Annotated in this window: 15 protein-coding genes; 7 read left to right on the top strand and 8 right to left on the bottom strand. The window is 62.9% G+C overall.

Features of this window, described 5'->3' with window-relative positions; genetic code table 11:
- The first annotated feature begins 33 nt into the window (after positions 1-33).
- Complete coding sequence (locus IPV69_RS07935) at positions 34-2757, top strand: U32 family peptidase (RefSeq protein WP_206294478.1); 2724 nt, start codon at positions 34-36, stop codon at positions 2755-2757.
- Positions 2758-2836: 79 nt separating this feature from the next.
- Here IPV69_RS07935 and IPV69_RS27895 read toward each other — a convergent pair whose 3' ends face one another.
- Both IPV69_RS27895 and IPV69_RS07925 read right to left on the bottom strand, forming a co-directional pair.
- Positions 2837-3436, bottom strand: coding sequence for a transposase (locus IPV69_RS27895; protein ID WP_390884383.1), 600 nt, complete (start codon positions 3434-3436; stop codon positions 2837-2839).
- A gap of 232 nt (positions 3437-3668) precedes the next feature.
- Complete coding sequence (locus IPV69_RS07925; RefSeq protein WP_206294476.1) at positions 3669-4580, bottom strand: hypothetical protein; 912 nt, start codon at positions 4578-4580, stop codon at positions 3669-3671.
- Between the two features lie 442 nt (positions 4581-5022).
- Here IPV69_RS07925 and IPV69_RS07920 point away from each other — a divergent pair, with 442 nt between their 5' ends.
- From IPV69_RS07920 to IPV69_RS07910, 3 genes are all read left to right on the top strand, one after another.
- Positions 5023-6027, top strand: coding sequence for a sialate O-acetylesterase (locus tag IPV69_RS07920; protein ID WP_206294475.1), 1005 nt, complete (start codon positions 5023-5025; stop codon positions 6025-6027).
- A gap of 240 nt (positions 6028-6267) precedes the next feature.
- Positions 6268-9954, top strand: coding sequence for a S8 family peptidase (locus tag IPV69_RS27700; protein ID WP_206294474.1), 3687 nt, complete (start codon positions 6268-6270; stop codon positions 9952-9954).
- Positions 9955-10106: 152 nt separating this feature from the next.
- Positions 10107-16607 carry an alpha-2-macroglobulin gene (locus IPV69_RS07910; protein WP_206294473.1) on the top strand — a complete coding sequence of 2167 codons (6501 nt, stop codon included), beginning with the start codon at positions 10107-10109 and terminating at the stop codon, positions 16605-16607.
- Between the two features lie 403 nt (positions 16608-17010).
- Here the strand turns inward: IPV69_RS07910 and IPV69_RS07905 are convergent, their stop codons facing one another.
- The 5 genes from IPV69_RS07905 to IPV69_RS07885 form a co-directional block, all read right to left on the bottom strand.
- Positions 17011-17430 (bottom strand): hypothetical protein, encoded by a 420-nt coding sequence (locus IPV69_RS07905; RefSeq protein ID WP_206294472.1) that lies wholly within the window; start codon positions 17428-17430, stop codon positions 17011-17013.
- A gap of 163 nt (positions 17431-17593) precedes the next feature.
- Entirely contained in the window at positions 17594-17938 is a 345-nt protein-coding gene (locus IPV69_RS07900; protein WP_206294471.1) for a hypothetical protein, read from the bottom strand.
- 137 nt (positions 17939-18075) lie between these two features.
- The gene (locus IPV69_RS07895) at positions 18076-18543 is read right to left on the bottom strand and encodes a hypothetical protein (RefSeq protein ID WP_206294469.1); all 468 of its coding nucleotides are present in this window, start codon (positions 18541-18543) and stop codon (positions 18076-18078) included.
- Between the two features lie 183 nt (positions 18544-18726).
- A complete protein-coding gene (locus IPV69_RS07890; protein ID WP_206294467.1) occupies positions 18727-19299 on the bottom strand; it encodes a hypothetical protein in 573 nt (190 codons plus the stop codon).
- A 140-nt stretch (positions 19300-19439) separates the two neighbouring features.
- Complete coding sequence (locus tag IPV69_RS07885; protein ID WP_206294465.1) at positions 19440-20084, bottom strand: hypothetical protein; 645 nt, start codon at positions 20082-20084, stop codon at positions 19440-19442.
- Between the two features lie 376 nt (positions 20085-20460).
- Here IPV69_RS07885 and IPV69_RS07880 point away from each other — a divergent pair, with 376 nt between their 5' ends.
- Positions 20461-20616: a phage integrase N-terminal SAM-like domain-containing protein gene (locus tag IPV69_RS07880; protein ID WP_206294463.1), complete on the top strand. Its 156-nt coding sequence runs from the start codon at positions 20461-20463 to the stop codon at positions 20614-20616.
- 289 nt (positions 20617-20905) lie between these two features.
- Positions 20906-21775, top strand: a complete 870-nt coding sequence (locus tag IPV69_RS07875) for a hypothetical protein (protein WP_206294462.1) — start codon at positions 20906-20908, stop codon at positions 21773-21775.
- Between the two features lie 323 nt (positions 21776-22098).
- Here the strand turns inward: IPV69_RS07875 and IPV69_RS07870 are convergent, their stop codons facing one another.
- Complete coding sequence (locus IPV69_RS07870) at positions 22099-22500, bottom strand: STAS domain-containing protein (protein ID WP_206294461.1); 402 nt, start codon at positions 22498-22500, stop codon at positions 22099-22101.
- Positions 22501-22866: 366 nt separating this feature from the next.
- Between IPV69_RS07870 and IPV69_RS07865 the strand changes: the two genes are divergently transcribed.
- On the top strand, positions 22867-24390 hold the full coding sequence (locus IPV69_RS07865; RefSeq protein ID WP_206294460.1) for a Calx-beta domain-containing protein: 1524 nt from the start codon (positions 22867-22869) through the stop codon (positions 24388-24390).
- The last annotated feature ends 125 nt before the right edge of the window (positions 24391-24515 follow it).

Below are 24515 nucleotides of genomic sequence, written 5' to 3'. Positions count from 1 at the left end.
CTCCCCCGAGTACGGGGGAGAGGGAACAAAAACATGCCTGTTCTAACCGTCCCAACCAAGCCTGAACTTCTCGCCCCGGCCGGTGACTTCGACGCGATGCGCGCCGCGGTTGCCAACGGCGCCGATGCGGTCTATTTCGGCCTGTCTAACTTCAACGCCCGCCATCGCGCCACCAATTTCACGCTCGAAGAACTGCCGAGGGTGATGGACTACCTCCACTCGCACAATGTGCGCGGGTACGTCACGTTCAACACCCTGATCTTCTCCGACGAGCTTCCGGAAGCGGTGAAGTTCGTTCGTGCCGTCGCCGAAGCGGGGGCAGACGCCGTCATCGTGCAGGACTTGGGATTGGCCAGGCTCATCGGCCGGCTCGCGCCACGGTTACACGTTCACGGCTCGACCCAGATGACCCTGACCGAGCCGCTTGGCGTCGAGTTCGTGCGGTCGCTGGGCGTCAAGCGTGTGATCCTTGCCCGCGAGCTATCCGCCGGCGACATCGGCAAGATCACCGCCGCCACCGACATGCCGGTGGAAATCTTCATCCACGGCGCGCTATGCGTCAGCTATTCGGGCCAGTGTCTGACCAGCGAAGCGATCGGCGGCCGCAGCGCCAACCGCGGCCAGTGCGCCCAGGCCTGTCGGTTGCCTTACGATCTGATCGTCGACGGCACGTTCCGAGATCTCGGCGACAAGGCCTACCTGCTCAGCCCGCAGGATCTGGCCGCTTACGACATCATTGATGAGTTAGCCAAAGTCGGCGTCTGCTCGTTCAAGATCGAAGGCCGTCTCAAGAGCGCCCACTACGTCGCCGCGACCACGCAAACCTATCGGTCGGCGATCGATGCGATCGACGACAACCTGCCGTTCCAGCTTTCAAAAGAGCGGGAACTGGAGCTGGCCCAGAGCTTTTCGCGCGGCTTCTCGCACGGGTTCCTCGACGGGGTGAACCATCAGCGGCTGGTGCACGCACGATTCCCCAAGAGCCGAGGCGTGCGGGTGGGGCAAGTCGTCAGTCATACAGATCGGGGCGTCGTCGTGGAACTAGTCGCCGCCGGCGGAAGCCAGCGCGGCCCCAACGGCTTCGCGACCGGTACCGAGCTAAAACCCGGCGACGGCATCGTGTTCGATGAAGGCCACCCCGAGCAGGACGAGCAGGGCGGCCGGGTGATGGCCGTCCGAGACCTTCCGGTAGGGGCACTCGGCCGTGTGCCCGCCGCGGGACGCAGCGTGCCTTCAGCGAAGTCGCCACGACGCGTCGAGCTCTGCTTCGACCGCGCCGCCGTCAACCTGTCCGCCGTCGCCGTCGGCGCGATCGTCTGGAAGACCGACGACCCGGCCGTCCGCAAAAGACTGGAACACTCCTTCGCCCGTGAAGGCGTCACGAATCGTGCGCCGATCGACGTCGAGGTGTCGGCGGTCGTCGGACAGGTACTGTCGATTCGCGTCAGCGATGCGACAAGCCACGCCGTAACCGTCGAATGGGCTCAGCCCCTCGCGGCCGCGCAGAAATTCCCCCTGACCGAAGCCCTCTTCCGCGAGCAGTTCGGCCGACTCGGCGATTCGCCGTTCGAACTGCGACGTGTTCGTGGGCTGGAAAAGGGGTCGCTCGCGATGGTGCCCAAGAGCGTGCTGAACGAGCTGCGGCGCGACGCCGTCGCCAAGCTGCTCGCGTTGCGCGACGCGGCCGAGCGGCGGGAGATCGGCGATCCGGAAGCGCTGGAGAACCTGAGAACGGAGTTGAAGGTCGTCACGCCGGCCGCAAATGACATTTCTGGTGCCACGGGTCGGCGGTACTCCGCAGACCCGTGCGTTGCCGGCGATTCGGCACAGGTCTCCGGAGTACCGGCGACCTGTGGCACCGAACACGATTCGTTAGTGGCCGCCAACGCTGTGCGGCCTCATCTTCACGTTCTCGTCCGCACGCTCGATCAGCTTCGAACCGCCGTCTCGTGGCGCGATACGCGGACCAGCCTTCGCGCCAGCACGGTCTATGCCGACTTCGAGGACATCCGAAAATACAAAGAGGCCGTCACCATCGCTCGCGAGGCCGGCGTACCGATCGGCCTGGCGACCGTCCGCGTCATCAAACCCGGCGAGGAAGGTTTGCTGCGGCAGGTCGCCGCCTGCGAGCCCGATCTGGTCCTGGTCCGCAACTTGGCGGGCCTGAGCTTCTATGCCAGCCACGCACCGCACATGCCGCTGATCGCCGACTATGCGCTAAACGTCGCCAACGAGTTGACGGCTGGCATCCTGCTGGAGCGCAACGTCCGACGCATGACACCCAGCTACGACCTGAACTGGACGCAGATGTCGGCGATGCTGCGGCACATCTCCGGGCGGCACTTCGAGGCGGTCATCCATCAGCACATGCCGATGTTTCATATGGAGCATTGCGTGTTCTGCCACACGCTCAGCAGCGGCACCAGCTACAAGGACTGTGGCCGGCCATGCGACGACCACCGGGTCGATCTCAAAGATCGCGCCGGCGTCGCCAACCCGCTGATCGCCGACGTCGGCTGCCGCAACACGGTCTACAACGGGGTCGCGCAAAGCGGGGCGGAATACGTGCCGAAGATGCGCGAACTGGGCATCGTCGACTTTCGCATCGAAGTCCTCCGCGAATCCTCGGAACAAACCATCGAGATCCTCGACCGTTACGCGACGGTCCTGACGGGACAGGACGATGGTCGAAAGGCGTGGCGCCAGTTGAAAGTGCTTAAGCAACTCGGTGTCACACGTGGGACGCTCGGGGAATGAGCGCCCACTGGGCCCGGGAATCGCGACACGACGTCCCCAACTTTTAGCGCCATCCCCGAAGGGGTGGGCTGGCACCCGATCACCGCGCAGGGTAGGGAACCACGCAAGACCACACTTGCCGCTTCTTCCCTTCCTTCTCCGGATTGTCTTCTACATATTTGACTGCACGCCGGACATCGACTTCAGAATCGAGAAACACCACCCAGCACCGATGGGCCCATGGAGAAGGAATCGTGCCGCGCGGAGTTCGACACTGCTGGAGCGGATGGAGGTTCCGCTGAGTCAACCGCGTGGTCGCGGCACCCTTCAGCAGGTTTGCGATCTGGAGGAAATCGTACCTGTGCCGACCGATCACCAGGTGAACGTGATTCCTCATGATCGCACAGGCATGGATCGAGTAGTTTGCCCTTTGCGCCTTGTCCGCGAACGCGAGACCTACCTCGCGGGCCTGCACACCGCTGAACTCAACAGGTGGGTACGTGAGTGATTTCCGCGACTCTCGACGTCGCTCCCGGTCATAAGGTTTGTCAGCGACGGAACGATACGTATCCACCTTCGTCGCACCACCGTACCGATAGAAGAGCTCCCAGTTCCTCACGAAATCGGACCAGGAACCACGCTCTTCATTCGGCAACCAGAATCCGTAGCAACTGAGAATGACGTGTGACGCGAGGACCATACGCGCCCGCAGGATACCATCGGAAGACCACAGAATGTACCCACGCATGCCGCAAACGTCTGGATATTCGAAGGGGTAACCGGCAATCAGCGTCAGCCCACCCTTTCGGGGATGGCGCTAAAAGGAATGGACCCGGAACGGACTACCGGACGGACGTTTTGATCAACGAAAAAGACCCCGGACGGATCCGGGGTCATTGTCTCATCTACTGTTCGCGTCGTCCGCGTTTCGTCTACTCTTCGTCGTTGTTCAGTTCGGCAGACTCGCGTGCCATCTGTTCGAGCCAGGTCTGCTGCTTCTCGGCCTTCTCGCGGGAATCGAAACCCTTTTCCCATTCGACGATGAACGCCCGCTTGCCTTTGACCTGACCCCACGTGCCGCGCTGCAGCAGGTAGGGCTCGCCGCTCTGGCGACGGCTCTTGACGATGCGGTAATCGCGCTCGACGACGGTCGCACTATCACCGGCGGTGGCGGGGGCCTCCGACGACGGCGCGGGCACTTGGGCCTGGGGGGCTTCGGCGGCAGGGGCCGGCTTGGCGAACACCGACGGGCGCGATGGATCGTTCGCGACCGGGCCCTTCACCGGGCCGAACGGGCTGAACGCCGGCTTCGACTGCGGCGGCAGCGGGTTGAACTTGGGGATCGGGGCGCGGAAGTGGTTCGTCGGACGCTCGTACGCCACCGGCTTCACGCTGCGAATGACGCGCGGGCCGGAGATCGTGAAGCCGATCAAGGCTTCGCGCGGCGTCTTTGGATCGGACGGAGACTGGTGATCCTCGCCCTGATGGCGATCGGTGCCAGCACGATCATTTGTGCCGTGATCTTTTGCGGGGCGATCAGTTGCTACGCGATCATTGCCGCCCGAAGGCTTCGACGCCGACCGCGACGACGAGCCGTTACCAGAAGAAGTCGCCGAAGACGTCGAGGTGGAAGGGACAGACGATGCCGACGAGATCGGTCGCTCGGAATGGAACGAGCCCTCGTCGATCTCCACAACCTTCCCGACGCGCCGCACGTCCGCGCGGGCACGAACGTCCTTGAACACTTCGGCCGGCGATTCGCCACGCACCTTCAACTGGGTGCTGCGTCCGTCGGTCAATTCCACTGAGACTGAGAAGAATCGTTCCACCAGCAAGTCGTTCATCTGCTCCTCTAAAGGGTTTCGTTGCATGCGGCCCACGGATCATCACGCCAGACCATGACGTCAGACCGGGCGACGTAGAAACCCACGGCAGGTGTGGCCGCTTCGCGCCCCGCAAACCGGTGCGCGTCATCCTGCGTTGGAGTCCTTGAGATCGGCTTCTATTGCACAGCTCGCCTAAAACGAGACATCCCAGAGGCCACAAGCCTCGGGGTCAGGGAGTTAGTTGCGAAGCTGGGTCAATTCAGTGCCGATGCGAAAGCTCTACGACTGTCAAGAGTATACGACTCGACCTGCTGCACGGCAAGCATAGAGTTTGCAGATGAGCCAAGCTTTCGTGTGAAGCATGACAGTCCTTCCGCCGTCGCACGAAACCGCCCTCGGACGACATTCGAGACACTAGGTTTCCTGTTGTCGAGTGATTGCCGCTGGTACAATCACTGGGATGATCCGCTCACTTCTGGTCGCCGTTCTTTCCATCGCATCGGTCGCTGTCCATGCCGCTGAGCCGGCCAAGCCGGTCAGGGTTTACGTTCTCGCCGGTCAGTCCAACATGGAGGGCCAAGGGTTCATCGCGGCTGATGCCAAGCGCAACGGCGGCAAGGGAAGCCTGGAGTATGTCCTGAAAGATCCGGCCACGGCTCCCCGATTCAAACACCTCGTCGATAAGGAAGGGAAATGGATCACCCGAGATGACGTCTGGATGGCGTACCTCGATCGCAAGGGGCCGCTAACCGTCGGCTACGGCGCCAAGCCGACCCTGATCGGGCCTGAACTCGGGTTCGGAACCATCGTCGGTGATGCATTCGACGAACCGGTGTTGCTGATCAAGTGCGCCTGGGGCGGCAAGAGCCTGGCCGTCGATTTTCGGCCACCCAGCGCGGGGAAGATCCCGTATTCACTTGGGGAGAAGGCCGACGCCGCGATCGCAAAGGATCCGACCCAGGTGGGCAAGTACTACCGCGAGACGTTGTCACTGACAAAGGATGCCCTGGCCCGGTTGAAAGACCTTGTGCCCGATTCGGCTTCGCGCGGCTATGTCCTGGCCGGTTTCGGGTGGCATCAGGGGTGGAATGACCGCATCAATGACAAGTTCAATGCCGAGTACGAAAGCAACATGGCTCACTTCATCCGCGATATCCGCCGCGACTTGGGAGTGCCGAACCTGCCGTTCGTCATTGCAGAGACCGGTATGACCGGGATGGACGAGAAGCACCCCCGGGCGCTATCTCTAATGAAGGCGCAAGCTGCGGTCGCCGAACATGCCGAGTTCAAGGGCAACGTTGCCTTCGTGGGGACCAAGGCGTTCTGGCGTCCGCAGGAGCAGTCCCCGTCGGGGCAGGGATATCACTGGAACACCAACGCCGAGACGTACTACCTCATCGGCGACGCCATGGGAAAGGCGATGCTCGACCTGCACCGTACCGTCAAGCCCGCTGCGAATCCTTGATGAGCCCGTCTGTCGCGGGTTGGCCGATCTCGGGTCACGCCGTCAGGCCAAGTCGGGGTCTGATAATGATGATCAAGTTAAGGTCTCCGGCATCGCGAAAATCTCGTTGAACGCGCGCCCGCTTCTGATAGTCTCCGGCACGATCAATTGACCGGCACGAACCCACCATTCCCGGTTCGTGTTGCCGAAGCCGACGTGAAGCGCAACCCCGGGGCATTGATCGTCTCCACAGCGCATCGAATGCCGTACCCACTGTCTCAATCTCGCAACCGGTCTCGGGTCGAGCTGCTCGAGCGCCGCACACACCTGAGTGCGTCGGGGCAAACCGGCCCGACACTCGCCGCGCCGCTGCTGCTCCAGGCAGCCACCCGTATCGACAGCAACCTGCTGGCGCTGGCCGAGCCGGCGGGAACCGGAAGTTCCTTCAGCGTCCGACCGTCGCCGTCCGATTCCGGCCTCACCGTGACGCGCGATGCGGCCGGACGCCTGGGCGTGCGGATCACGGCCAAGAACCCCACCGCACTGCTGTCCCATCTGGAATCGCTGGGGTTCGAGCTTTCGGCGACGTTGCCGAAGCAGCACCTGCTGGAAGGTTTCCTCCCCGAATCGTCGCTGCTGCTGGCCGAACCGCTGGCGACGTTCGGGTTGCTCGGCATCGTGCCGATTTACGCTCCCGGCACCGCGGCCGGTGCGGTCAACAGCCAGGGTGACTTCGTCCTGCAATCTGATCGCGTCCGCGCGACGCTGCCCCCGGGGTATGACGGCGCCGGCATCACCGTCGGTGTTCTCAGCGACAGCTACAACCGCCTGGGCGGTGCACCGGCGGGTGTGACGTCGGGCGACCTGCCCGCGAATGTGAACGTGGTTCAGGAAGGCCCGACCTCCGGCGTCGCCGACGAGGGTCGTGCGATGATCGAGATCGTTCACGACATCGCCCCGGCGGCGAAGGTAGCGTTCGGGTCGGCGTTCCTGGGGCAGGCCAACTTTGCCCAGACCATTCGCGACCTCGCCGACCCGCTGATCGGCGATGCCGATGTCATCACCGACGACATCTTTTACTTCGAAGAGCCGCAATACCAGGACGGCCTGATCGCCCAGGCGATCGACCAGGTCGTCGCGGGGGGCGTCTCTTATTTCGCCCTCGCCGGGAACCTGGGAACGCAAAGCTACGAATCGGTCTTCCGCACCGGCTCGGACAGCGTTTTTACCGGGACTTTCTTCGACTTTGACCCTGGCGTTGGCGTCGATACCCGACAGCGGCTGACAGTCAACGCCGGCCAGTCGGTCATCATCAATCTCCAGTGGGACGACCCATTCTTCACCGCCGCCGGGGTGGACGCCGATGTCGATCTGTTTCTGCTCGACAGTACCGGCGCGGTGCTGGCCAGTTCAACGCGCAACAACCTGCTGAGCCAGGAGCCGTCCGAGCTGCTGGGGTTCACCAACAGCGGCACGACCGCCCGTGCGGTCGATGTGGTGGTTGTGCTCGACAGCGGCGTGGCACCGTCGCGCATCAAGTGGGTGAATTACGGGGCCAACAGCAACGGGCCGGTGACGATCAACGAGTTCGCCAGCGGCGGAACGACCGTGATTCCGCACGCCGCCGCCGCCGGTGCCCAGGCGGTCGCCGCCGTCCCGTACTACCGCCAGACGCAGGTCGAGTCCTACAGCTCGCGCGGCCTGTCGACGTTCTACTTCAACGCCGACGGCACGCCCAAGGCATCCCCGGAGGTTCGGCAGGCCCCCGATCTGACTGCAGTGGACGGCGTTGATACGACGTTCTTCGGGTCCGACGTGGACGGAACCGGCCGCCCCAACTTCTTCGGCACCAGCGCCGCAGCGCCCCATGCCGCGGCAGTTGCCGCGCTCGTCAAGCAGGCCAACCCGACATTCACCCCGGCGCAGATTTACTCGCGGCTGCAGAACACGGCGCGCGATATCGGAGCGGTGGGTGTCGATAACGCCACCGGCTTCGGACTGATCGATGCCTATACCGCCGTGTTCGGCCCTGCGACACCGGCGAGCATTCCGCTTACCGAAGGGTTCGAGAGCGGCGTGCTCGGTGGGAACTGGGATCTGCGCGGCACCGGTGCCGGCCGCATTCAGGTCACCGGCTCGAACGGACCGGCGGGCGGCACGAAGCACCTGTTGATGAGTTCCTCCCTCGACGGCCAGCCCGGCCGCAACGAGGCGACGCTGCACGTCGACGCGACGACCGCCACCGGGCCGGTCATCCTCACGTTCGACCAGCGCGAGTTCGACGACGACGATCACCCGATGCCGGCGACGTTCACCGGCGGCGGCGATTTCGACGGTGTCGCGATCAGCGTTGACGGGAACAACTGGTTCCGCCTGGTATCGCTGACGGATGTCAACTCCGTGAACGCGTATCAGTCCCTTCGTTTCGACCTGACGGCGATCGCGACAGCCAACGGCATCGCCTTGGGCAGCGACACACGCATTCGCTTCCAGCAGTTCGACAACGGCGCGGTTCCGACGGACGGCATTGCGTTTGACAACATCCGGCTCGCAGTCGCCGGCGTGACGGTGACCCCAATCTCCGGCCTGGTCACTGCCGAGTCCGGATCGACCGCGACCTTCAGCGTCGCGCTGAACGCCGCCCCGGATCAGAACGTCACCATCCCGCTTTCCAGTTCGAGCACGGCAGAGGCGTCGGTGAGCGCGGAGAGCCTGACGTTCACTCCGTCCGACTGGAGCACACCCAAGGTGGTGACGGTGACCGGCGTCGCCGACGGCATCGTCGACAGCGATCAGTCTTTCACGATCGTTACCGGCGCGGCGACGAGCACCGATCCGGCGTACGCGGGTATGAACCCCGCGGACGTCAGCGGTGTCAACCAGAACACCGATGTCCCACCGCCTCCACCACCACCTCCTCCGCCGCCCCCTCCGCCACCACCGCCGCCACCACCACCGGTGACAGTCGTGCGGAAGATCAACTTCCAGCCGGCCGCTTCGGCGACGGTGGCGGACTACCTGGTCGATTCGGGGAGCCTTTATGCGGCGCGGAATGGTCTGACCTACGGCTGGACCGTCAGCCATACCGATGTGGTATTCGATCGCGGCGTGAACGCCGATCAACGGCTCGACACGCACGTGCAGATCAAGGCCGCTTCCCGGTGGGAACTGGCGGTACCGTCGGGCTCCTATACGGTCACCCTGAGCGTCGGCGACGCCGCGGCCAGCAGTACCAACAACATCTGGATCGAGGGCGTCAATCTCTTCAGTTACGTGCCACTTGCGGCGAACCGCTTCCTGACGCGGTCGATCACCGTCAACGTGACCGATGGTCGCCTGTCGATGGCGATCGGCTCGCAGACGGGTGGGTTGTCACGGGTCAACTACATCGAGGTAGCCGGCGGAACGACATCCCCGCCGACCTCTCCGCCACCTACGTCGCCTCCCCCAACTTCACCGCCTCCGACTTCACCGCCGCCGACGTCGCCCCCGCCCCCGGTGACGACGACGACCAAGGTCAATTTCCAGCCCGCGGCCGCCGCCACGGTGGCCGGTTACATCGTCGATTCCGGGAGCACCTACGGCGCGCGCAACGGCCAGACGTATGGCTGGTCGATCGCTCACGCCGATGCTGTCTTCGACCGCAATGTCAATGCCGATCAACGGCTGGATACCCTGGTATCAATCAAGCAGGGTGCCGTGTGGGAGTTGGCCGTCCCGACAGGCAACTATGCGGTGACCATCAGCGTCGGCGACGCTGCCGCTTCGAGCACCAACAACGTCTGGGTGGAAGGCGTCAATCTCTTCAATTACGTATCCCTGTCGAGCAACAAGTTCAGCTCGCGCTCGCTGACCGTTTCCGTCACCGACGGCCGACTGCGGCTGGGCATCGGAGGGCAGGCCGGGGGCCTGACGCGGATTAACTTTGTGGAAGTGACCAAAGTCTGATTCCCGATCGCCCCGCGCCGGAATCTCCGAATCGGGGCTTGAGTACGGGGGCTGGCAAGCGAGCGATCCCGGAAACTTCCCGGGAACCTTTCACGTCGACCGGCGTCGAAGCCGGTAATCGCTCTGGTTTGATTGATTTTCCGAGGGTTCCCATGACACGCCAAGATCCGCGTTCTCGTACCGCATCGTTCGAAAAGTCGCGTTGGAATCGTCGGCATGCGGCCGAGCTCGCTCGCGCCGCACGACATACGATGGTCCGCAAACTGTCGGCCGGACTGACGGCCGTTCTGTTCCTTGTCGCGGCGATTGCCGTCATGGCGGCCGACCCAGCACCCTCCGATATGCGTAAGCAAGCCAACACCGCGCAGCAGAAGGGCAACTTCAAAGACGCGCTCACGACGTACCAGAAGCTGCTGGACGACGCCGGCGCCGACAAGGCACTGGTCTCGCGCGATCTGGTCAACGCGGTCCAGTGCCTGCAACGGCTCGGGCGGGAAGACGAGATCGACAAGCTGGTCGAGAAGGCGATCAAGACCCACGCCGAGAACTGGAAGCTGCTCGAGACCGCCGCCCAGCAGTACCAGAACCTGAACCACCAGGGGACGATCGTCGCAGGTGAGTTTTATCGCGGGTATCGCCGCAGCAACGACGGCAAGCAGGTCTTTTCGTTCGAGCGTGACCGCATCCGCGCCCTGCAGTTGATGCAGGACGCGATGACCAGGGCACTGGCCGACAACGACAAGAAGCAGGTCGCCGAGTTTTTCTTCCGCTTCGCCGACATGCTGCACGACCGCCGGTTTGGCGGTGGGTCCTGGCAGATGCAGTATGCGTCGGACCTGTCGAAGCTCCCCGATTACGACGAAGGCTACCCGGCGTATTACTACGGTCGCGGCAATAACCGCGGCGCGCCGGTCGATGCCGAGGGCAAACCGGTCTTCCACACGCTGCCCAAGAGCTGGGAAGCCGCCACCACCGATGGTCAGCGCTGGCGCTGGTGCCTGATGCAGGCGTCGGAGTTCAACGCCGAGGTCGCCGACCGCGCCCGGCTGGTGTTCGCGACCTTCCTCCGCGAGCAGTTCGACGTGCAGACGATGCTCGACGGCGGATACAGCGGCCGTCGCGGCTTTTCGCCGCGACCGGCGACGGGTGTCCCCGGCGTTCCGGGTGCTGATTCTGACGACGACACCCGCAAGGACGAAACCGGCCCCTTCGCCGTGTCGTCGCTCACCGAAGGCGAAACCATCGCTCGCCTCGCCAACGGCATCAAGCGGTTCAAACTGCCGGACGAGTTCAACTTCCTCAGCATCCTGAAGGACCTCGGCGAAAAGGCCAAAGCCCCCGAAGGCGAGAGCGCGCTGAACCTGCTGGCGCAAGTGTTCGAAGACCGCCAGCAGCTCACCCGCGCCGCCGAATTCTGGATCAAGTCGATCGCCAAGTACGGCAAAGGCAGCAACAACTGGAAGCAGCAGCGGCTGGACCAGATCGTCAACAACTGGGGCGAGTACGACCAGGAAGGCACCAACCCCGCCGGCACGGAGCCGACCCTGGGCTACCTCTTCCGCAACGGCAAGAAGGTGACCTTCACCGCCCAGTCGCTGGATGTCATCAAGGTATTGGACGACGTCAAGGCGTACATCAAGACGCGCCCGGCGCAGTTGGCCTACGAGAAGGTCAACATCAACGACATCGGCTATCGAATCGTCGTCGAGAACCAGAACCAGTACGTGCAGAAGGAAGTCGCCCGCTGGGACGTGGACCTGAAGCCGCGCGAGAACCACCGCGACCGCCGCATCTACACCAAGATGCCGGTGAAAGACGCCGGCGCGTATCTCGTGACGGCGAAGATGGAAAACGGCAACACGACGCGCGTTGTCGTGTGGGTGGCCGATACGGCGATCGTGAAGAAGCAGCTCGACGGCGGCACGTATCTTTTTGTCGCCGACGCCGTCACCGGCAGCCCGCTCCCCAAGACCAACGTCAGCTTCTTCGGCTATCAGCAGATCTGGCGGGGGAACGACGGTAAGAAGTACGAGATCAACATCAACGAGTTTGCCGAGAACACCGACGCCGACGGGCAGGTGGTCATTAGCCAGGAGAAGATGCAGCCGGGCTTCGGCTGGCTCATCCAGGCGAACGGCGAGAAGGGTCGGCACGCGTTTATCGGCTTCACCAACATCTGGGGCGGTAGCCGGGCGTACGACTACGAATACAACATGAACAAGGCGTTCACCGTCACCGACCGGCCGGTCTACCGGCCGGAACAGACGGTGAAGTTCAAGACCTGGATCGGCCAGGCCAAGTACGACGCCGAAGGCAAGAACGCCTACGCCGACAAGAACATCGCGATCCAGGTGCTCGACCCGCGCGGCGAAAAGCTGATCGAAAAGACCTACACCACCGACCAGTTCGGCGGCTTTGAAGGGGAGATCCCCCTTGCCAAGGGTGCAACGCTCGGCAACTACGCGATCCAGATCGTCAATTACCCCGACATCCAGGCGTACGGCGGAAACACCTTCCGCGTCGAGGAATACAAGAAGCCCGAGTTCGAGGTGAAGGTTGACGCACCCACCGAGCCGATCATGCTCGGCGAAAAGATCACCGCCACCATCAAGGCCAACTATTACTTCGGCGCACCGGTTGCGAACGCGAAGGTGAAGTACAAGGTCATGCGGAGCAGCTACCGGGCCGACTGGTATCCCGCCGGCCGGTGGGACTGGTTCTATGAGCCCGGCTACTGGTGGTTCGGCCACGACTACCACTGGTACAAGGGCTTTGGCGAATGGGGCTGCTTCGCCCCGACGCCGCGCTGGTTCAACCGCAGCTACCAGCAGCCGGAACTGGTGATGGAGAACGAGATCCAGATCAGCCAGGACGGCACGGTCAAGGTCGAGATCGACACCGCGCCCGCGAAAGAACTGCACGGCTACACCGACCACAAGTACGAGATCACCGCCGAGGTGGTGGACGAAAGCCGCCGCACGATCGTCGGCACCGGGTCGGTCTCCGTCGCCCGCAAGCCGTTCAAGGTGTATGCCTGGGTGAACAACGGGTTCTTCCAGGAGAACCAGGTGATCCAGGCCGAGTTCTCGGCCCAGACGCTCGACAACAAGCCGGTCAAGGGTAAGGGCGAGCTGAAGCTGCTGAGCGTGAAGTACGACGAGAAGAAGCAGCCGGTCGAGAAGGAAGTGCAGTCGTGGCAGATCGACACCAACGACGAAGGCCGCGCCACCCACCAGCTCAAAGCCGCCGAGCCGGGCCAGTATCGGCTCAGCTACAAGGTGACCGACAACAAGGGGCACCAGATTGAAGGCGGCTACGTCTTCGTCGTTCGCGGCCCCGGCTTTGACGGCAAAGACTTCCGCTTCAACGACATCGAACTGACGCCCAACAAGAAGGAATACGCCGCCGGCGACACGATGCAGCTGATGGTCAACACTGAGCGTGCCAACAGCACGGTGCTGCTGTTCGACCGCGCCAGCAACGGCGTTTATCTGAAGCCCAAGGTGCTGCGCCTCGACGGCAAGAGCACGCTGTACGAAACCGCAATCGGCAAGAAGGAGATGCCCAACTTCTTCGTCGAAGCGGTGACCGTGGGCGGCGGCAATGTTTACATCGCCACCAAGGAAATCGTCGTCCCGCCGGAAAGCCGGGTGACGAACATCTCCGTCAAGACCAGCCAGGAGCGCTACCGCCCCGGCGAGAAGGCACAGGTCACCTTCACGCTGACCGATGCCGAGGGCAAGCCCGTCGTCGGGACGGCGGTCGTGTCGATGTACGACAAATCGGTCGAGTACATCTCCGGCGGCAGCAATACGCCGGACATCCGCAAGTTCTTCTGGGAATGGCGTCGGCACCACTACCCGCGCACCGAGTCGTCGCTGGGCAAGGCAAGCGGTCCGCTGCACAAGCGGAACGAGATCGCGCTGCAACTGATCGGCCGATTCGGGTTCATGTCGGCCGACCTACCGCAGTCGGGTGAGGAACTGGCCGAGCTTGAGGGTGTTGAAACTCAGAGCTTGGCGCAGCGAGAAGACGAAGGTGGCGGATTCGGCGGAGGCAGAGGAGGCGGCGCAAGGCTCCGCGGTGCCGTGATGGACGCCGCCCCCATGGCCGCCGCAGCCCCTATGGCACCGGGACAGGCGATGCCGATGGAGAAAGCCTCCTTCAAGGGCGAGGCCCGCCGATCGCTCGACGGCGTCGAACGCAAGCAGGCCGGCGACAAGTCCGGCGGGGCCGGCCCCGATGTCGCCCCCGACATTCGCACCAACTTCGCCGATACCGCCCTCTGGGCCACCACCGTCAACACCAACGACAAGGGCGAGGCCAAGGTCGAACTGACCATGCCCGAAAACCTGACCACCTGGAAGACCAAAGTCTGGAGCCTGTCACAAGGCACCCGCGTCGGGCAGGGCGATACCGAGGTCACCACCTACAAAGACCTCATCATCCGGCTCCAGGCGCCGCGGTTCTTCGTGCAGAAGGACGAGGTCGTCCTGTCGGCGAACGTGCACAACTACCTCAAGACCACCAAAGACGTGAAGGTCGAACTGGTGCTCCAGGGCGGCACGCTGGAAGGCCTCGCTGTCGCAGACTCGGTGTCGAAATCCAATCCGGGCGGCAACGGGCTGCACTACGTGACGACCGTTCGCATCGAACCCAATGGCGAGAAACGCGTCGATTGGCGCGTGAAGGTGCTCAAGCCCGGCCAGGCGACGGTTCGCATGTTGGCGACAACCGACGAAGAGTCCGACGCCACCGAGCAGAAGTTCCCCGTCTTCATCCACGGCATGCTCAAGACCGACAGCTTCTCGGGCGCCATCCGCCCGGCCGAGCAGTCTTCGTCACTCACGTTCCGCATCCCCGCAGAACGCCTGCCCGATCAGACCCGCGTCGAGATCCGGTATTCGCCCACCCTCGCCGGCGCGATGGTTGATGCACTGCCATATCTGGTCGATTTCCCCTACGGCTGCACCGAGCAAACGCTCAACCGCTTCCTGCCCACCGTCATCACCCAGCGGGTGCTGCTGAACATGGGCCTGGACCTCAAAGACATCCAGCAGAAGCGGACGAACCTCAACGCACAGGAGATCGGCGACGACGCCAAGCGCGCCGTCGACTGGAAACGCAACAACCCCGCCGGCGTGGACGCCAAGGGAAATGCGCTTAAAGAACGCAACCCCGTCTTCGACATCGAAACCGTGCAGGCGATGACCAAGGAAGGCGTCAACCGTCTGACCAACATGCAAAACGCCGACGGCGGGTGGGGCTGGTTCAGCGGGTCGGGCGAACAGTCCTGGCCGCACACCACGGCGCAGGTCGTTCACGGCCTGCAGATCGCCCGCGACAACGACGTCGCGCTCGTGCCCGGCGTTCTCGAACGCGGCATCGAGTGGCTCAAGCGGTACGAAGCGACGCAAGTTCAGTACATCAAGAACTTCGACCGCAAGGTCAGCCCCGCCAAGCAGCACGCCGACAACCTCGACGCCATGGTCTACATGGTGCTCGCCGACGCGAACCTGCAGAACGGCGAGATGCGCGACTTCATCTACCGTGACCGCAACTTCATCGCCGTCCAGTGCAAGGCGATGTACGGCCTGGCGATGCACAAGCAGGGCCACAAAGACAAGCTCGACATGATCCTTCAGAACATCAGCCAGTACGTCGTGAAGGACGGCGAGAACCAGTCGGCGTTCCTGCGGATGCCGCCGGAAGGCAACTACTGGTGGTGCTGGTACGGCAACGACATTGAGGCCCACTCCTGGTACCTCAAGCTCCTGAGCCGCACCGATGCCAAGGCCGATCTGCCTTCGCAGCTGGCCAAGTACATCATCAACAACCGCAAGCACGCCAGCTACTGGGGCAGCACCCGCGAAACCGGCACGGCGATCGAAGCGCTCGCCGAGTTCATCAAGGCCAGCGGCGAAGATTCGCCGAACCTCACCGTCACCGTCCTCGTCGACGGCGTAAAAACCAAGGAAGTGAAGATCGACAAGACCAACCTCTTCAGCTTCGACAACAAGGTCGTCCTCGGCGGGCCCGAAGTGAAAGACGGCGAGCACAAGGTCGAGATCCGCAAGACCGGCACCGGCCCGATCTACTACAACGCCTACGTCACCAACTTCACCCTGGAAGACCCGATCACCAAGGCGGGGCTTGAAGTGAAGGTCCAGCGCAAGTTCTACAAGCTGGTGTCCGTGAAGAAGACGATCAAGGTCGAAGGCGGCCGCGGCCAGGCGCTCGACCAGCGCGTCGAGAAGTTCGAACGCCAGGAACTCAAAGACGGCGACGTCCTGGTCAGCGGCGATCTGGTCGAAGTCGAAATGGAGATCGACTCCAAGAACGACTACGAGTACCTGATCTTTGAAGACATGAAGGCGGCCGGTTTCGAGCCCGTCGAGGTCCGCAGCGGCTACAACGGCAACGACCTCAACGCCTACGTAGAGTTCCGCGACGAGCGCGTCGCGTTCTTCGCCCGCACGCTGGCCCGAGGCAAGCACAGCGTCAGCTACAAGCTGCGGGCCGAAATCCCAGGCAAGTTCAGCGCGCTGCCGACCAAAGCCAGCGCCATGTACGCCCCGGAACTGAAAGCCAACAGCGACGAAGGGAAGCTGAGCATCGTCGACGCCCCTAAGGCGGTCGAAGCCCCCCGGTAGGGTGGGATTCATCCCACCGAATCGCGTAGAAAAACCGGCCGTGTGGATTGCCAGATTCGGCAGTCCGCACGGCCGTTTTTGTGGGGTAGGCCAAGCCGATGCCACGACGTCCCGGTGGCATGGGTAAGCGTACCCGCTCGCCCGTGGCGATCGCGGTCCGACGTTCGACACGGGCAACAGAGTACTGTTGCCCATGCCACCCGAACTCAGACATCTCGCCGTGTGCCATGCCCACGCTGCCGCGTTGCATTCGGCTGGCAGAACGATTCCCGCGTGGGCATGGGGCGGACGGCATCGGTCATCGAGAACCATGCCCACGCGGGAGTTGTCCACGAAGTCCAACATTAATCTCGCGGCGTGGGCATGGCACCCGAGATACCGCGGACATGCCACCCGCCGAAACCTACCGTGCAGGTTTCGGTCGCAGCGGCGCGTCGCCGTCCTCCCAATACTGGACGTAGCGCGCGTATACAACTTTTGAGAACTCGCTCTCCCGTTCGCCCGTGCAATGCGCGCGTGCGATTCTGACGTTCCGCTTATCGCCAACTGCGGACGTCCATCCGACGAGCTCGATGTGCTCGCGAGTCAAAGGATCATCCCGCGACTCGAATTCGACCACGCTTCCATCCGGAAGCATCAACTCCAGTGCTACATCGTCCCCGGGATGGACGCCGAGAAGAACACAACACATTGGATCGATTCCGCGGTCCTGAAGTAATCGCCGCGTTCCGCCATAAACAATGCAGTACCTGAACTCTGCCGTGAGTTGAGCCAGGCTTTCGACGACTTCGTCCGTCGGGCGGTTGTCGCCGAAGTACGACATCCAGATGGAAAAGTCATCACTCAACTGCATGCTCCTGCCGTGTGCCATGCCCACGCCGCCGCGTTGCGTTCGGCTGGCAGCACGTATCCCGCGTGGGCATGGGGCGGATGTCATCGGTCACCGAACACCATGCCCACGCGGGAGACGTCCACGACGTCCAACATTAATCTCGCGGCGTGGACATGGCACCCGAAACACCGCGGGCATGCCACCCGCCGGAGGAAGACGACCGCGCATGGTTCCCGCGCACGCGATCGCGTTCCTGGTCGTCGAGTCTCTGGAGGAGTTTCTCCGCCTCCGCCAGCGCCTTCTCCCTCCGGCGTAAGAAGACGTTCTTCACCCAGTCCTTGTGAGGCGGCAGGTTCGCACCGCGGCCGAACAGCGGGCGGAACCCCAGCCACGCCGCATGCATGCCGCTCTCCAGATACTCCCTTGCAATACGAATCGCACGCTCCAGCGAACCGATGCGTTCATTGACCGCTTTACGCTTGGCTTCGATTGTTGGCATGGCGTCGCCTCGCCTGACATGACCTCAATCCGGGCCGCAGAGGACGGGACGGGTCAAATTGCATTGTCGGAAGAACTGGATCTATCCGGCTTACCCTGCTTGTCCGGCTTACGCTGCTGTCCCGCTTTCTCTGCCCGTCACTTTACCGAGGGCGAACGCTCCAGCACTTTCGCGCCTTGCATCGTGGAGTACACGAACTTGTCGCCATTCTCGGAGACGCCGCCGATCGCCGCAGAGTCGGCATACACGAAGTCGTCAATGAGCGTGTACAAACCGCCGGTTCCGCGGAAGAGCAGGTAGCGGGAGTTGCCGGACTTGGGGATCTCGACTCCAAACAACGCTAGCACCGAGTTGTCCGGCTGTGGCTTCTCCCCGTAGGAACCCAAGCCATAGCCGGGGAACTTCAAAGCGAAGACCGCATGAATCATCAGTTCACGGCTTGAGAACTGCTTGGCGATCGGTGCCGACTGGACGAGTTGCTGCACTTTCCCAGCTTCGCCCGGGGCGAGGTTGTTCGGGTCGTTCTTGTAGTCGTCGTAGTCACCGTAAGGCTTGCTTAACTTTACGGCCTGGCCTTGGTACTCAATCGAATCATCGGATGACATTTTGTTCCCCGTTGCGAACCAAACGACGGCGGCCACGGCGACTACTGCGATCAGTGGAATGACTCGTCGCATGCCGACTTGCTCCGCCCACATAAAGTAGTGCCGATCACCGGCCGGGCCCGCACCGAGCCGCGCTCGCCCGACAGGAACTATACCGCCGGCCCGGTCCGGTGCATCGGCGGGTTATCCGGCAGTGTCTTCAGTTGCACCGGCTGTGATCGGCGGCACACGACCAACAGGCGAGTACCAATACAGTTGCTTATGACCGAGCGACTCGAGATGCCGAACCCAGCACTTCGCATCTCGTTCACTGGTTGCGTCGCCGACTCGGAATGCGTTGCCGTCATCACCCTGGCGCCAGACTTGGAACGAATGGAGCGACTCGATCTTGGACTTTCGCTCCGGGCACGCTACGAGTAGCCGCTCCAGTTCCGAGTGCAGGGCAGTCTCATCAATCCTTACACACTCAGAAGCGGAAAATGGAATGTGTCGAAGGACGTGATCTATTTCAGGCGAATCCGCAACCACTCGCCCAGACTTGGAGGTCTGCAAAAACTCAAACGCGACCTGCAACCCACATGGAAACTCGAAGGCCCAAAAATCAGCGTTACCAAGGCCATCGACCCAGTCGGTGAGCATCGGCGGACCGAGCTTCTCGGCCGCTGCCTCGGGCGAGGCATCACACGTCAAGAGCCACATGGGCCCGTCGGGGAACGGGACCGGAAATGCGAGTGGCTTTGCGGCTTCCATTGCCATCGGTTCTCGGATAGCTCTTTGCCGCCTAACGTAGTGGCGATCAACGGCCTAGCCGGCGCACGCACGGCTCACGATCACCAGAAACTATACCGCCGGCACGGTCCGTTGCATTGCCGGGTTATGCAGCGGCCGTGCCGCCGTCAGTTCGTCCACACTGTGCCGTTCGGACGCTGCACCGAGATCTGCATCGGCACCTTCCCTTGGTGCCGCATGGGCCAATCGTGCTTTGCCAACTCCGGCTCTCCCGTAAGTTTCATTTGGATCAACCCGGGCAGCGGCTTTGCATTTCGATCAGCGGCGACGGTGTAGCCGATGGTCCATGCCGATTCGTCTTTCGAGTCAGGCTGCCCGGCGAAGAACTGCAACTGCTGAACCACGCCAAGGCCCGGCTGCGGATCGGCTGCGGCAAGCAACACCCCGCGAGGAACGGCGAAGGTTGTTACCTCGCGCCGCTTGCCAGGATCGTTTCGGTCCAACTCGACGAGGGTCACGCGGAGGCCGTACGAGCCGCTGTAGTGTGGCCAAGTGACCACCGCAAGCAGCTCGCGCTTTTCGGGCGTCTTGCGGGCATGCATGAAGATGAGGGAACCGTACGAACCGGCACGATGGATGCCGCTCATCGGCGGCGTTGGGTTCAACGCCTCCCATTCCGGTGGCGCGAAGGCAGTCGTCCCGCCGCCGTCGGGAATGCGGTAGCTCGGGTTCGGCGGCTTCAACCTTAAGCGATCGCCCTCATAACCGTCTTGAGTAAGAACGATCATGTCGGGAGCCGGGGCGTAGTCCATGCACGCTTCGACGATCCGCGCGTATTCTTCGGGCGTCGGCGACGGGAGCGACTGCCAGCGAATAGCCGAGGCAGACTGCGTCGCCGGCGCTGACGTGGACTGGGCTTCGACTGATGACGGCGCTGTCGCTACTGGACTTCGTGGGCTAGACGACCGGTCTCCGCAGCCGACGACGGCGGTGACGAGTCCGACAATGAGAGACGATGTGCGAGTCACCATTGCCCCCGCTGCATAACTAGAATTCCCTGATCCGCGGATCAGGGAGCGCCCCCGACCCGCCGAATCATAACCTACGTTCGTCCCTCCATCTGTCAATATTCCGACATTTCTATTGACGCCGCGAAAGCTGATCGGTAGTTAGGGTTTTATGCGGGTCATGGAATCCTTTCATCGGACAGCCAAACTCCGGCATCTCGCCGCCAACACGATCACCTGTTACCGCGATTGGATCGAAGACTTTCTTCGCTTCCACCGCGTCAACGGGCAGTGGCGGCACCCGCGCGAACTGCGCGGGCCAGAACTGGGCGCCTAGCACTGGCAAGCGTACCCGCTTGCCAGTGGTAATCGCGGTCCGACGTTCGACACGGGCAACCGAGTACTGTTGCCCATGCCACCCCAGAGCCAGACATCTCGACAGAAGCACACGCGACAACGCCGGGCAAGTTGTTCGTATTTTGTTTGCATCCCTCCGTGCCCCGAATAAAATACGAACACGGCGATGGTCTGGCGAATCGGCACGACTTGGTCTGGCGCGATTCGATCCAGCGGCCGCAACGATGTTCGGCCGGCATTTCGCCGGCCCTTTTTCCGGGAGGTGCGTGATGGGGATCGCGACAGGAGAGCGTGAACAGACGGGCGGCGGCGGCAGCGGTGGGGATGTGGCGAGTCGGCCCGAGGGAAGTCGGCCTGCGGATTCGCCGGGCATGCCGGCCGCCGCGGCTGAGGGCGAATCGGGCGAGAGGGCGACGGCTGCTGCGTTCGCGGTTCCGGTACCAGTCGCGGTGTGCGATGCGCCGCCAGCGGCAGAACCGGCTGCGACGCCGACCGACACGCCCGCGCCGCCTGCCTCGCCCACGCCTGTCGTGACGCCGGTGCCGGTGATCGCGGAGCGGGCGGTATCCGAACGGCGGTTGGCGGCGAACCGGGCCAACGCGCTCAAAAGCACCGGGCCGCGCACGCCGGAGGGCAAGGCCCGCGTCGCGTTCAATGCGCTGACGCATGGCATCACTGCGCTGACCGTCCTGCTGCCCGATGAAGACCCGCAGGAACTGGACGACATCCGCGCGTGCTTCGACCTGGCCTACGCGCCGGCGACGCCGGTGGAGCAGGTGCTGGTCGAACAGCTCATTTCGCTGACGTGGAAACGGCGTCGGCTGGCGCGGGCGGAAGGGCGGCTTTGCCAGTCGCTTGCCGCTTCGCGGCACGCCGCGTGGAAGCTAAAGGTCGAGGTGGCGATGAAGTTGGGGCAGACGGCGCCCATGCTGCCGGAACCGTCGCGGCAGAGCGACATCGCGACCGTGCTGGTCGATGACATCCACGGCCAGCAGGATCTGCGGAATCTCGGGGACTGGGAAAGGGAGCTGACCGGGCAGATGGCGACGATCAGCCGACAACTGGCGACGTGGCGTCGGCTGCGGTTGCAGGAGCAGGAAGCGGAGGACCGGCGCAGCCGCCGAGGGGAACCGGGTTGAAGCGGGGCGTCCACGAATGAACACGACTGTCCACGAATGAAAGGCAGCGGTCGCTTGTCCTTATTCGTGCTTGTGAGTGTTCATTCGTGGACAGCTGTTCGAGGTGCCGAGCAAGCGCTCGGCGGTCCCAGGCTGCGAATGGCTTGTCAAATCATCGAATTCCCCAAATCAAACCCATTGGCAACTGGGTTGAAAGCGGGGCGTCCACGAATGAACACGAATGGTCACGAATGAATTGCGCCGACCGCTTGTCCTCATTCGTGTTGATTCGTGTTCATTCGTGGACACCCTTCGGTCCCGGGGCGCGAATCGCGGTCGGCTACTTAGGCGCCCGCCAACGCCGATTCGAGGGTCGGATGGAGCTTCATCACCTTGTCGAGGTGGCTGTATTTCAGCAGTTTTGTCAGCCCCTCGGTGCCGACGAAATGGACCCGGCTGCCGGCGTCTTCGACCTTTTTCTTGAGCCGCAGCAACGCCCCCATGCCGACGCTCGCCAGGTACGCGACTTCGGTCAGGTCCACGACGACCAGTGCGGGCGGGTTGCTCAGGCGATCGGCGAGCGCCTTGTCCAGCGCGGTGTCCTCGCCGATGCCGCTGTGTTGGCCGGCGGGGCCGACCAGCGCGTTGATTCCGAGGTCGCCGGCGATCGTGACGATCAGCGTTTCGCCTTTGGCGCCGGCAGGAGCCGGCCCTGTTGTCACTGTCATCGGTTGCTGTTTGGGCATGCAAGTTCCTCAATCACCCGGCTTGGCGGCATCTGCGGCCCGCCGGACCACTCATTCGGCGAGTTCCGCGACCGTCTTCCCGATCCGTGCGATCGAAAACGGGAGTCTGCTGAATACTGGCCTGATTGGGACAATGCAAGCTGGGGCCGGTTATGACTGTGCCCGGGGTCTGTAATGGCATCGAACCATCGATTAGCGGACGACGTCCGCCGACCGCCGGATCAGGGGAGCCACACAGCGGCATTGAAGTGGGCATGAAACATATTTTCTTGCGGTCCGGATGATTTCTTCCCGCCGCGGGTCGATTTTCGACGTACATTTCCTGCACTTTCGGCAGGTCGTCCGATCTTTCATTGGGAGTGTCTCTTGTCGTTACGATCAACCAACCGCGAATTGCCCCAATCCGTCGTGCGAGCCCCGTCTCAGGCGAGCGGCGGTAGCTTTGCGAGCGTTGTCGAGCCGCTCGAATCGCGCCAGTTCTTCTCGGCGTCATTGCAGGTGCAGAACCTGGACATCATCCCGGGGTATGAACGGCTGATCTTCTCAAAGGTCGGTCAGCTCGACACGACTGTTCCCAACAAGTTCAAGGACACCGGCAAGCTTCGGCTGCTCAATACGGGGGACACGGTGCTCTCGATCAGCGGGGCGACGTTCTCCGGGCCGTTCAAAGTGGTGGGCTCGCTGCCCGCGTCGATTGCCCCCGGCACGTTCGCGGACGTCACGATCCAGTTCACGGCGACCGCGCCGCCGCCGTTCACGTACAACCAGACCAACGGCTTCAACGAGCAGACCCGCGCCGGGACTTACATCGGCTCGCTCAACTTCAAGACCAACGATCCGCAGAACCCCACCTGGAAGCAGGAACTCGCCGGCTGGTATCAGACCCGCTCGGAGCACAACCAGGAGCCCAACCTGCAGGTCATGATCAACCTGATCATGAACTACAAGACGAACATCGCGCCGCCCAAGACGGTGCTGCTCACCCAGGGTTCGACGCCCAAGTATTACGGCGAAGAAGTTGTCAGCCCCTACTGGCAGCGGGTTGATGCGACGAAGAACGTCAGCGTCCGGCAGGTGGCGGCGTATCACACGCAGGGGAGCAATGTCCCGCTTTACTGGTACTCCAAGGCGACCAAGACGCAGCACCAGGTTCTCAATCAGGACGGGAAGTGGAGCCAGTCGTTCCTGCCGCCGGCCGTCGGCGGTTCGGGGTCGGCTTTCGGAAGCTTCAGCACGAGCGAAGTCTTCGGCTTCAAGATCGACACCGAGTACAGCGACGACAAGCTCAACAAGCTGCAGCAGTACGGCGGCGGGCACCACGTGCGCTTTTATCCGGCCCGTGACCACTTCGGGAATCTGATCGCCAACACCTATTTCCTGGTCGGCGACTACAGCAACGTGGTGGCGAACACGGGCCCGAACAACGACTTCCAGGACAACGTTTACATCGTCTCGAACATCCAGCCGACGAGCGTGACGGTTCCGCCGCCCACGTCGCCGCCCCCCACGTCGCCTCCGCCGACATCGCCGCCGCCGCCGACCAGCGGCTCACCGTTGGTAGCGATCGGACCCGCGACGCAGTCGGTGATCGAAGGCAACAGTGGGACGAAGAGTGTGTCGTTTACGGTGTCGCTCAGCAAAGCGTCCAACACAGCCGTGAGCGTCAGCTACACGACGGCCAACGGCGGGGCGATCAAGGGCAGCGACTTTGTGGCAAAGTCCGGAACGCTGACGTTCGCGGCCGGGCAGACATCCAAGATCATCACGGTCGAATTGATCGGCGATACCATCGCCGAGTCCAACGAATCGTTCTTCGTCAATCTGTTCAGCCCGACGAATGCGACACTGGGCAACGCGTCGGCGAAGTTGACGATCATGAATGACGACTGAGGCGTCGCGGGCGGGCTATAGGGGTTCTCACGACGGTGCAGCAGGCTAGCGCATTTGTGGTGCAGGCTTAAGCCCGCACCACAACAAAGCCGTACATGCATTCGCACCGTCGCGTGCCCCGGCTC

Origin of the sequence: Humisphaera borealis (genome assembly GCF_015169395.1) — a bacterium.
GTDB classification, from domain to species: Bacteria; Planctomycetota; Phycisphaerae; order Tepidisphaerales; family Tepidisphaeraceae; genus Humisphaera; species Humisphaera borealis.
The sequence above is the reverse complement of the archived record's forward strand: the minus strand, read 5'-3'. Positions and strand labels throughout refer to the sequence as shown.

What these genes read in the sequence shown, in the direction of transcription:
- IPV69_RS07885 (WP_206294465.1), bottom strand. Translation starts at nt 20,084, where the DNA reads ATGGACTACGCCCCGGCTCCCGACATGATCGTTCTTACTCAAGACGGT.
- IPV69_RS07870 (WP_206294461.1), bottom strand. Translation starts at nt 22,500, where the DNA reads ATGCCCAAACAGCAACCGATGACAGTGACAACAGGGCCGGCTCCTGCC.
- IPV69_RS07935 (WP_206294478.1), top strand. Translation starts at nt 34, where the DNA reads ATGCCTGTTCTAACCGTCCCAACCAAGCCTGAACTTCTCGCCCCGGCC.
- IPV69_RS07925 (WP_206294476.1), bottom strand. Translation starts at nt 4,580, where the DNA reads ATGAACGACTTGCTGGTGGAACGATTCTTCTCAGTCTCAGTGGAATTG.
- IPV69_RS07905 (WP_206294472.1), bottom strand. Translation starts at nt 17,430, where the DNA reads ATGTCGTACTTCGGCGACAACCGCCCGACGGACGAAGTCGTCGAAAGC.
- IPV69_RS07880 (WP_206294463.1), top strand. Translation starts at nt 20,461, where the DNA reads ATGGAATCCTTTCATCGGACAGCCAAACTCCGGCATCTCGCCGCCAAC.
- IPV69_RS07895 (WP_206294469.1), bottom strand. Translation starts at nt 18,543, where the DNA reads ATGTCATCCGATGATTCGATTGAGTACCAAGGCCAGGCCGTAAAGTTA.
- IPV69_RS07900 (WP_206294471.1), bottom strand. Translation starts at nt 17,938, where the DNA reads ATGCCAACAATCGAAGCCAAGCGTAAAGCGGTCAATGAACGCATCGGT.
- IPV69_RS07910 (WP_206294473.1), top strand. Translation starts at nt 10,107, where the DNA reads ATGACACGCCAAGATCCGCGTTCTCGTACCGCATCGTTCGAAAAGTCG.
- IPV69_RS27700 (WP_206294474.1), top strand. Translation starts at nt 6,268, where the DNA reads ATGCCGTACCCACTGTCTCAATCTCGCAACCGGTCTCGGGTCGAGCTG.
- IPV69_RS07875 (WP_206294462.1), top strand. Translation starts at nt 20,906, where the DNA reads ATGGGGATCGCGACAGGAGAGCGTGAACAGACGGGCGGCGGCGGCAGC.
- IPV69_RS27895 (WP_390884383.1), bottom strand. Translation starts at nt 3,436, where the DNA reads ATGGTCCTCGCGTCACACGTCATTCTCAGTTGCTACGGATTCTGGTTG.
- IPV69_RS07890 (WP_206294467.1), bottom strand. Translation starts at nt 19,299, where the DNA reads ATGGCAATGGAAGCCGCAAAGCCACTCGCATTTCCGGTCCCGTTCCCC.
- IPV69_RS07920 (WP_206294475.1), top strand. Translation starts at nt 5,023, where the DNA reads ATGATCCGCTCACTTCTGGTCGCCGTTCTTTCCATCGCATCGGTCGCT.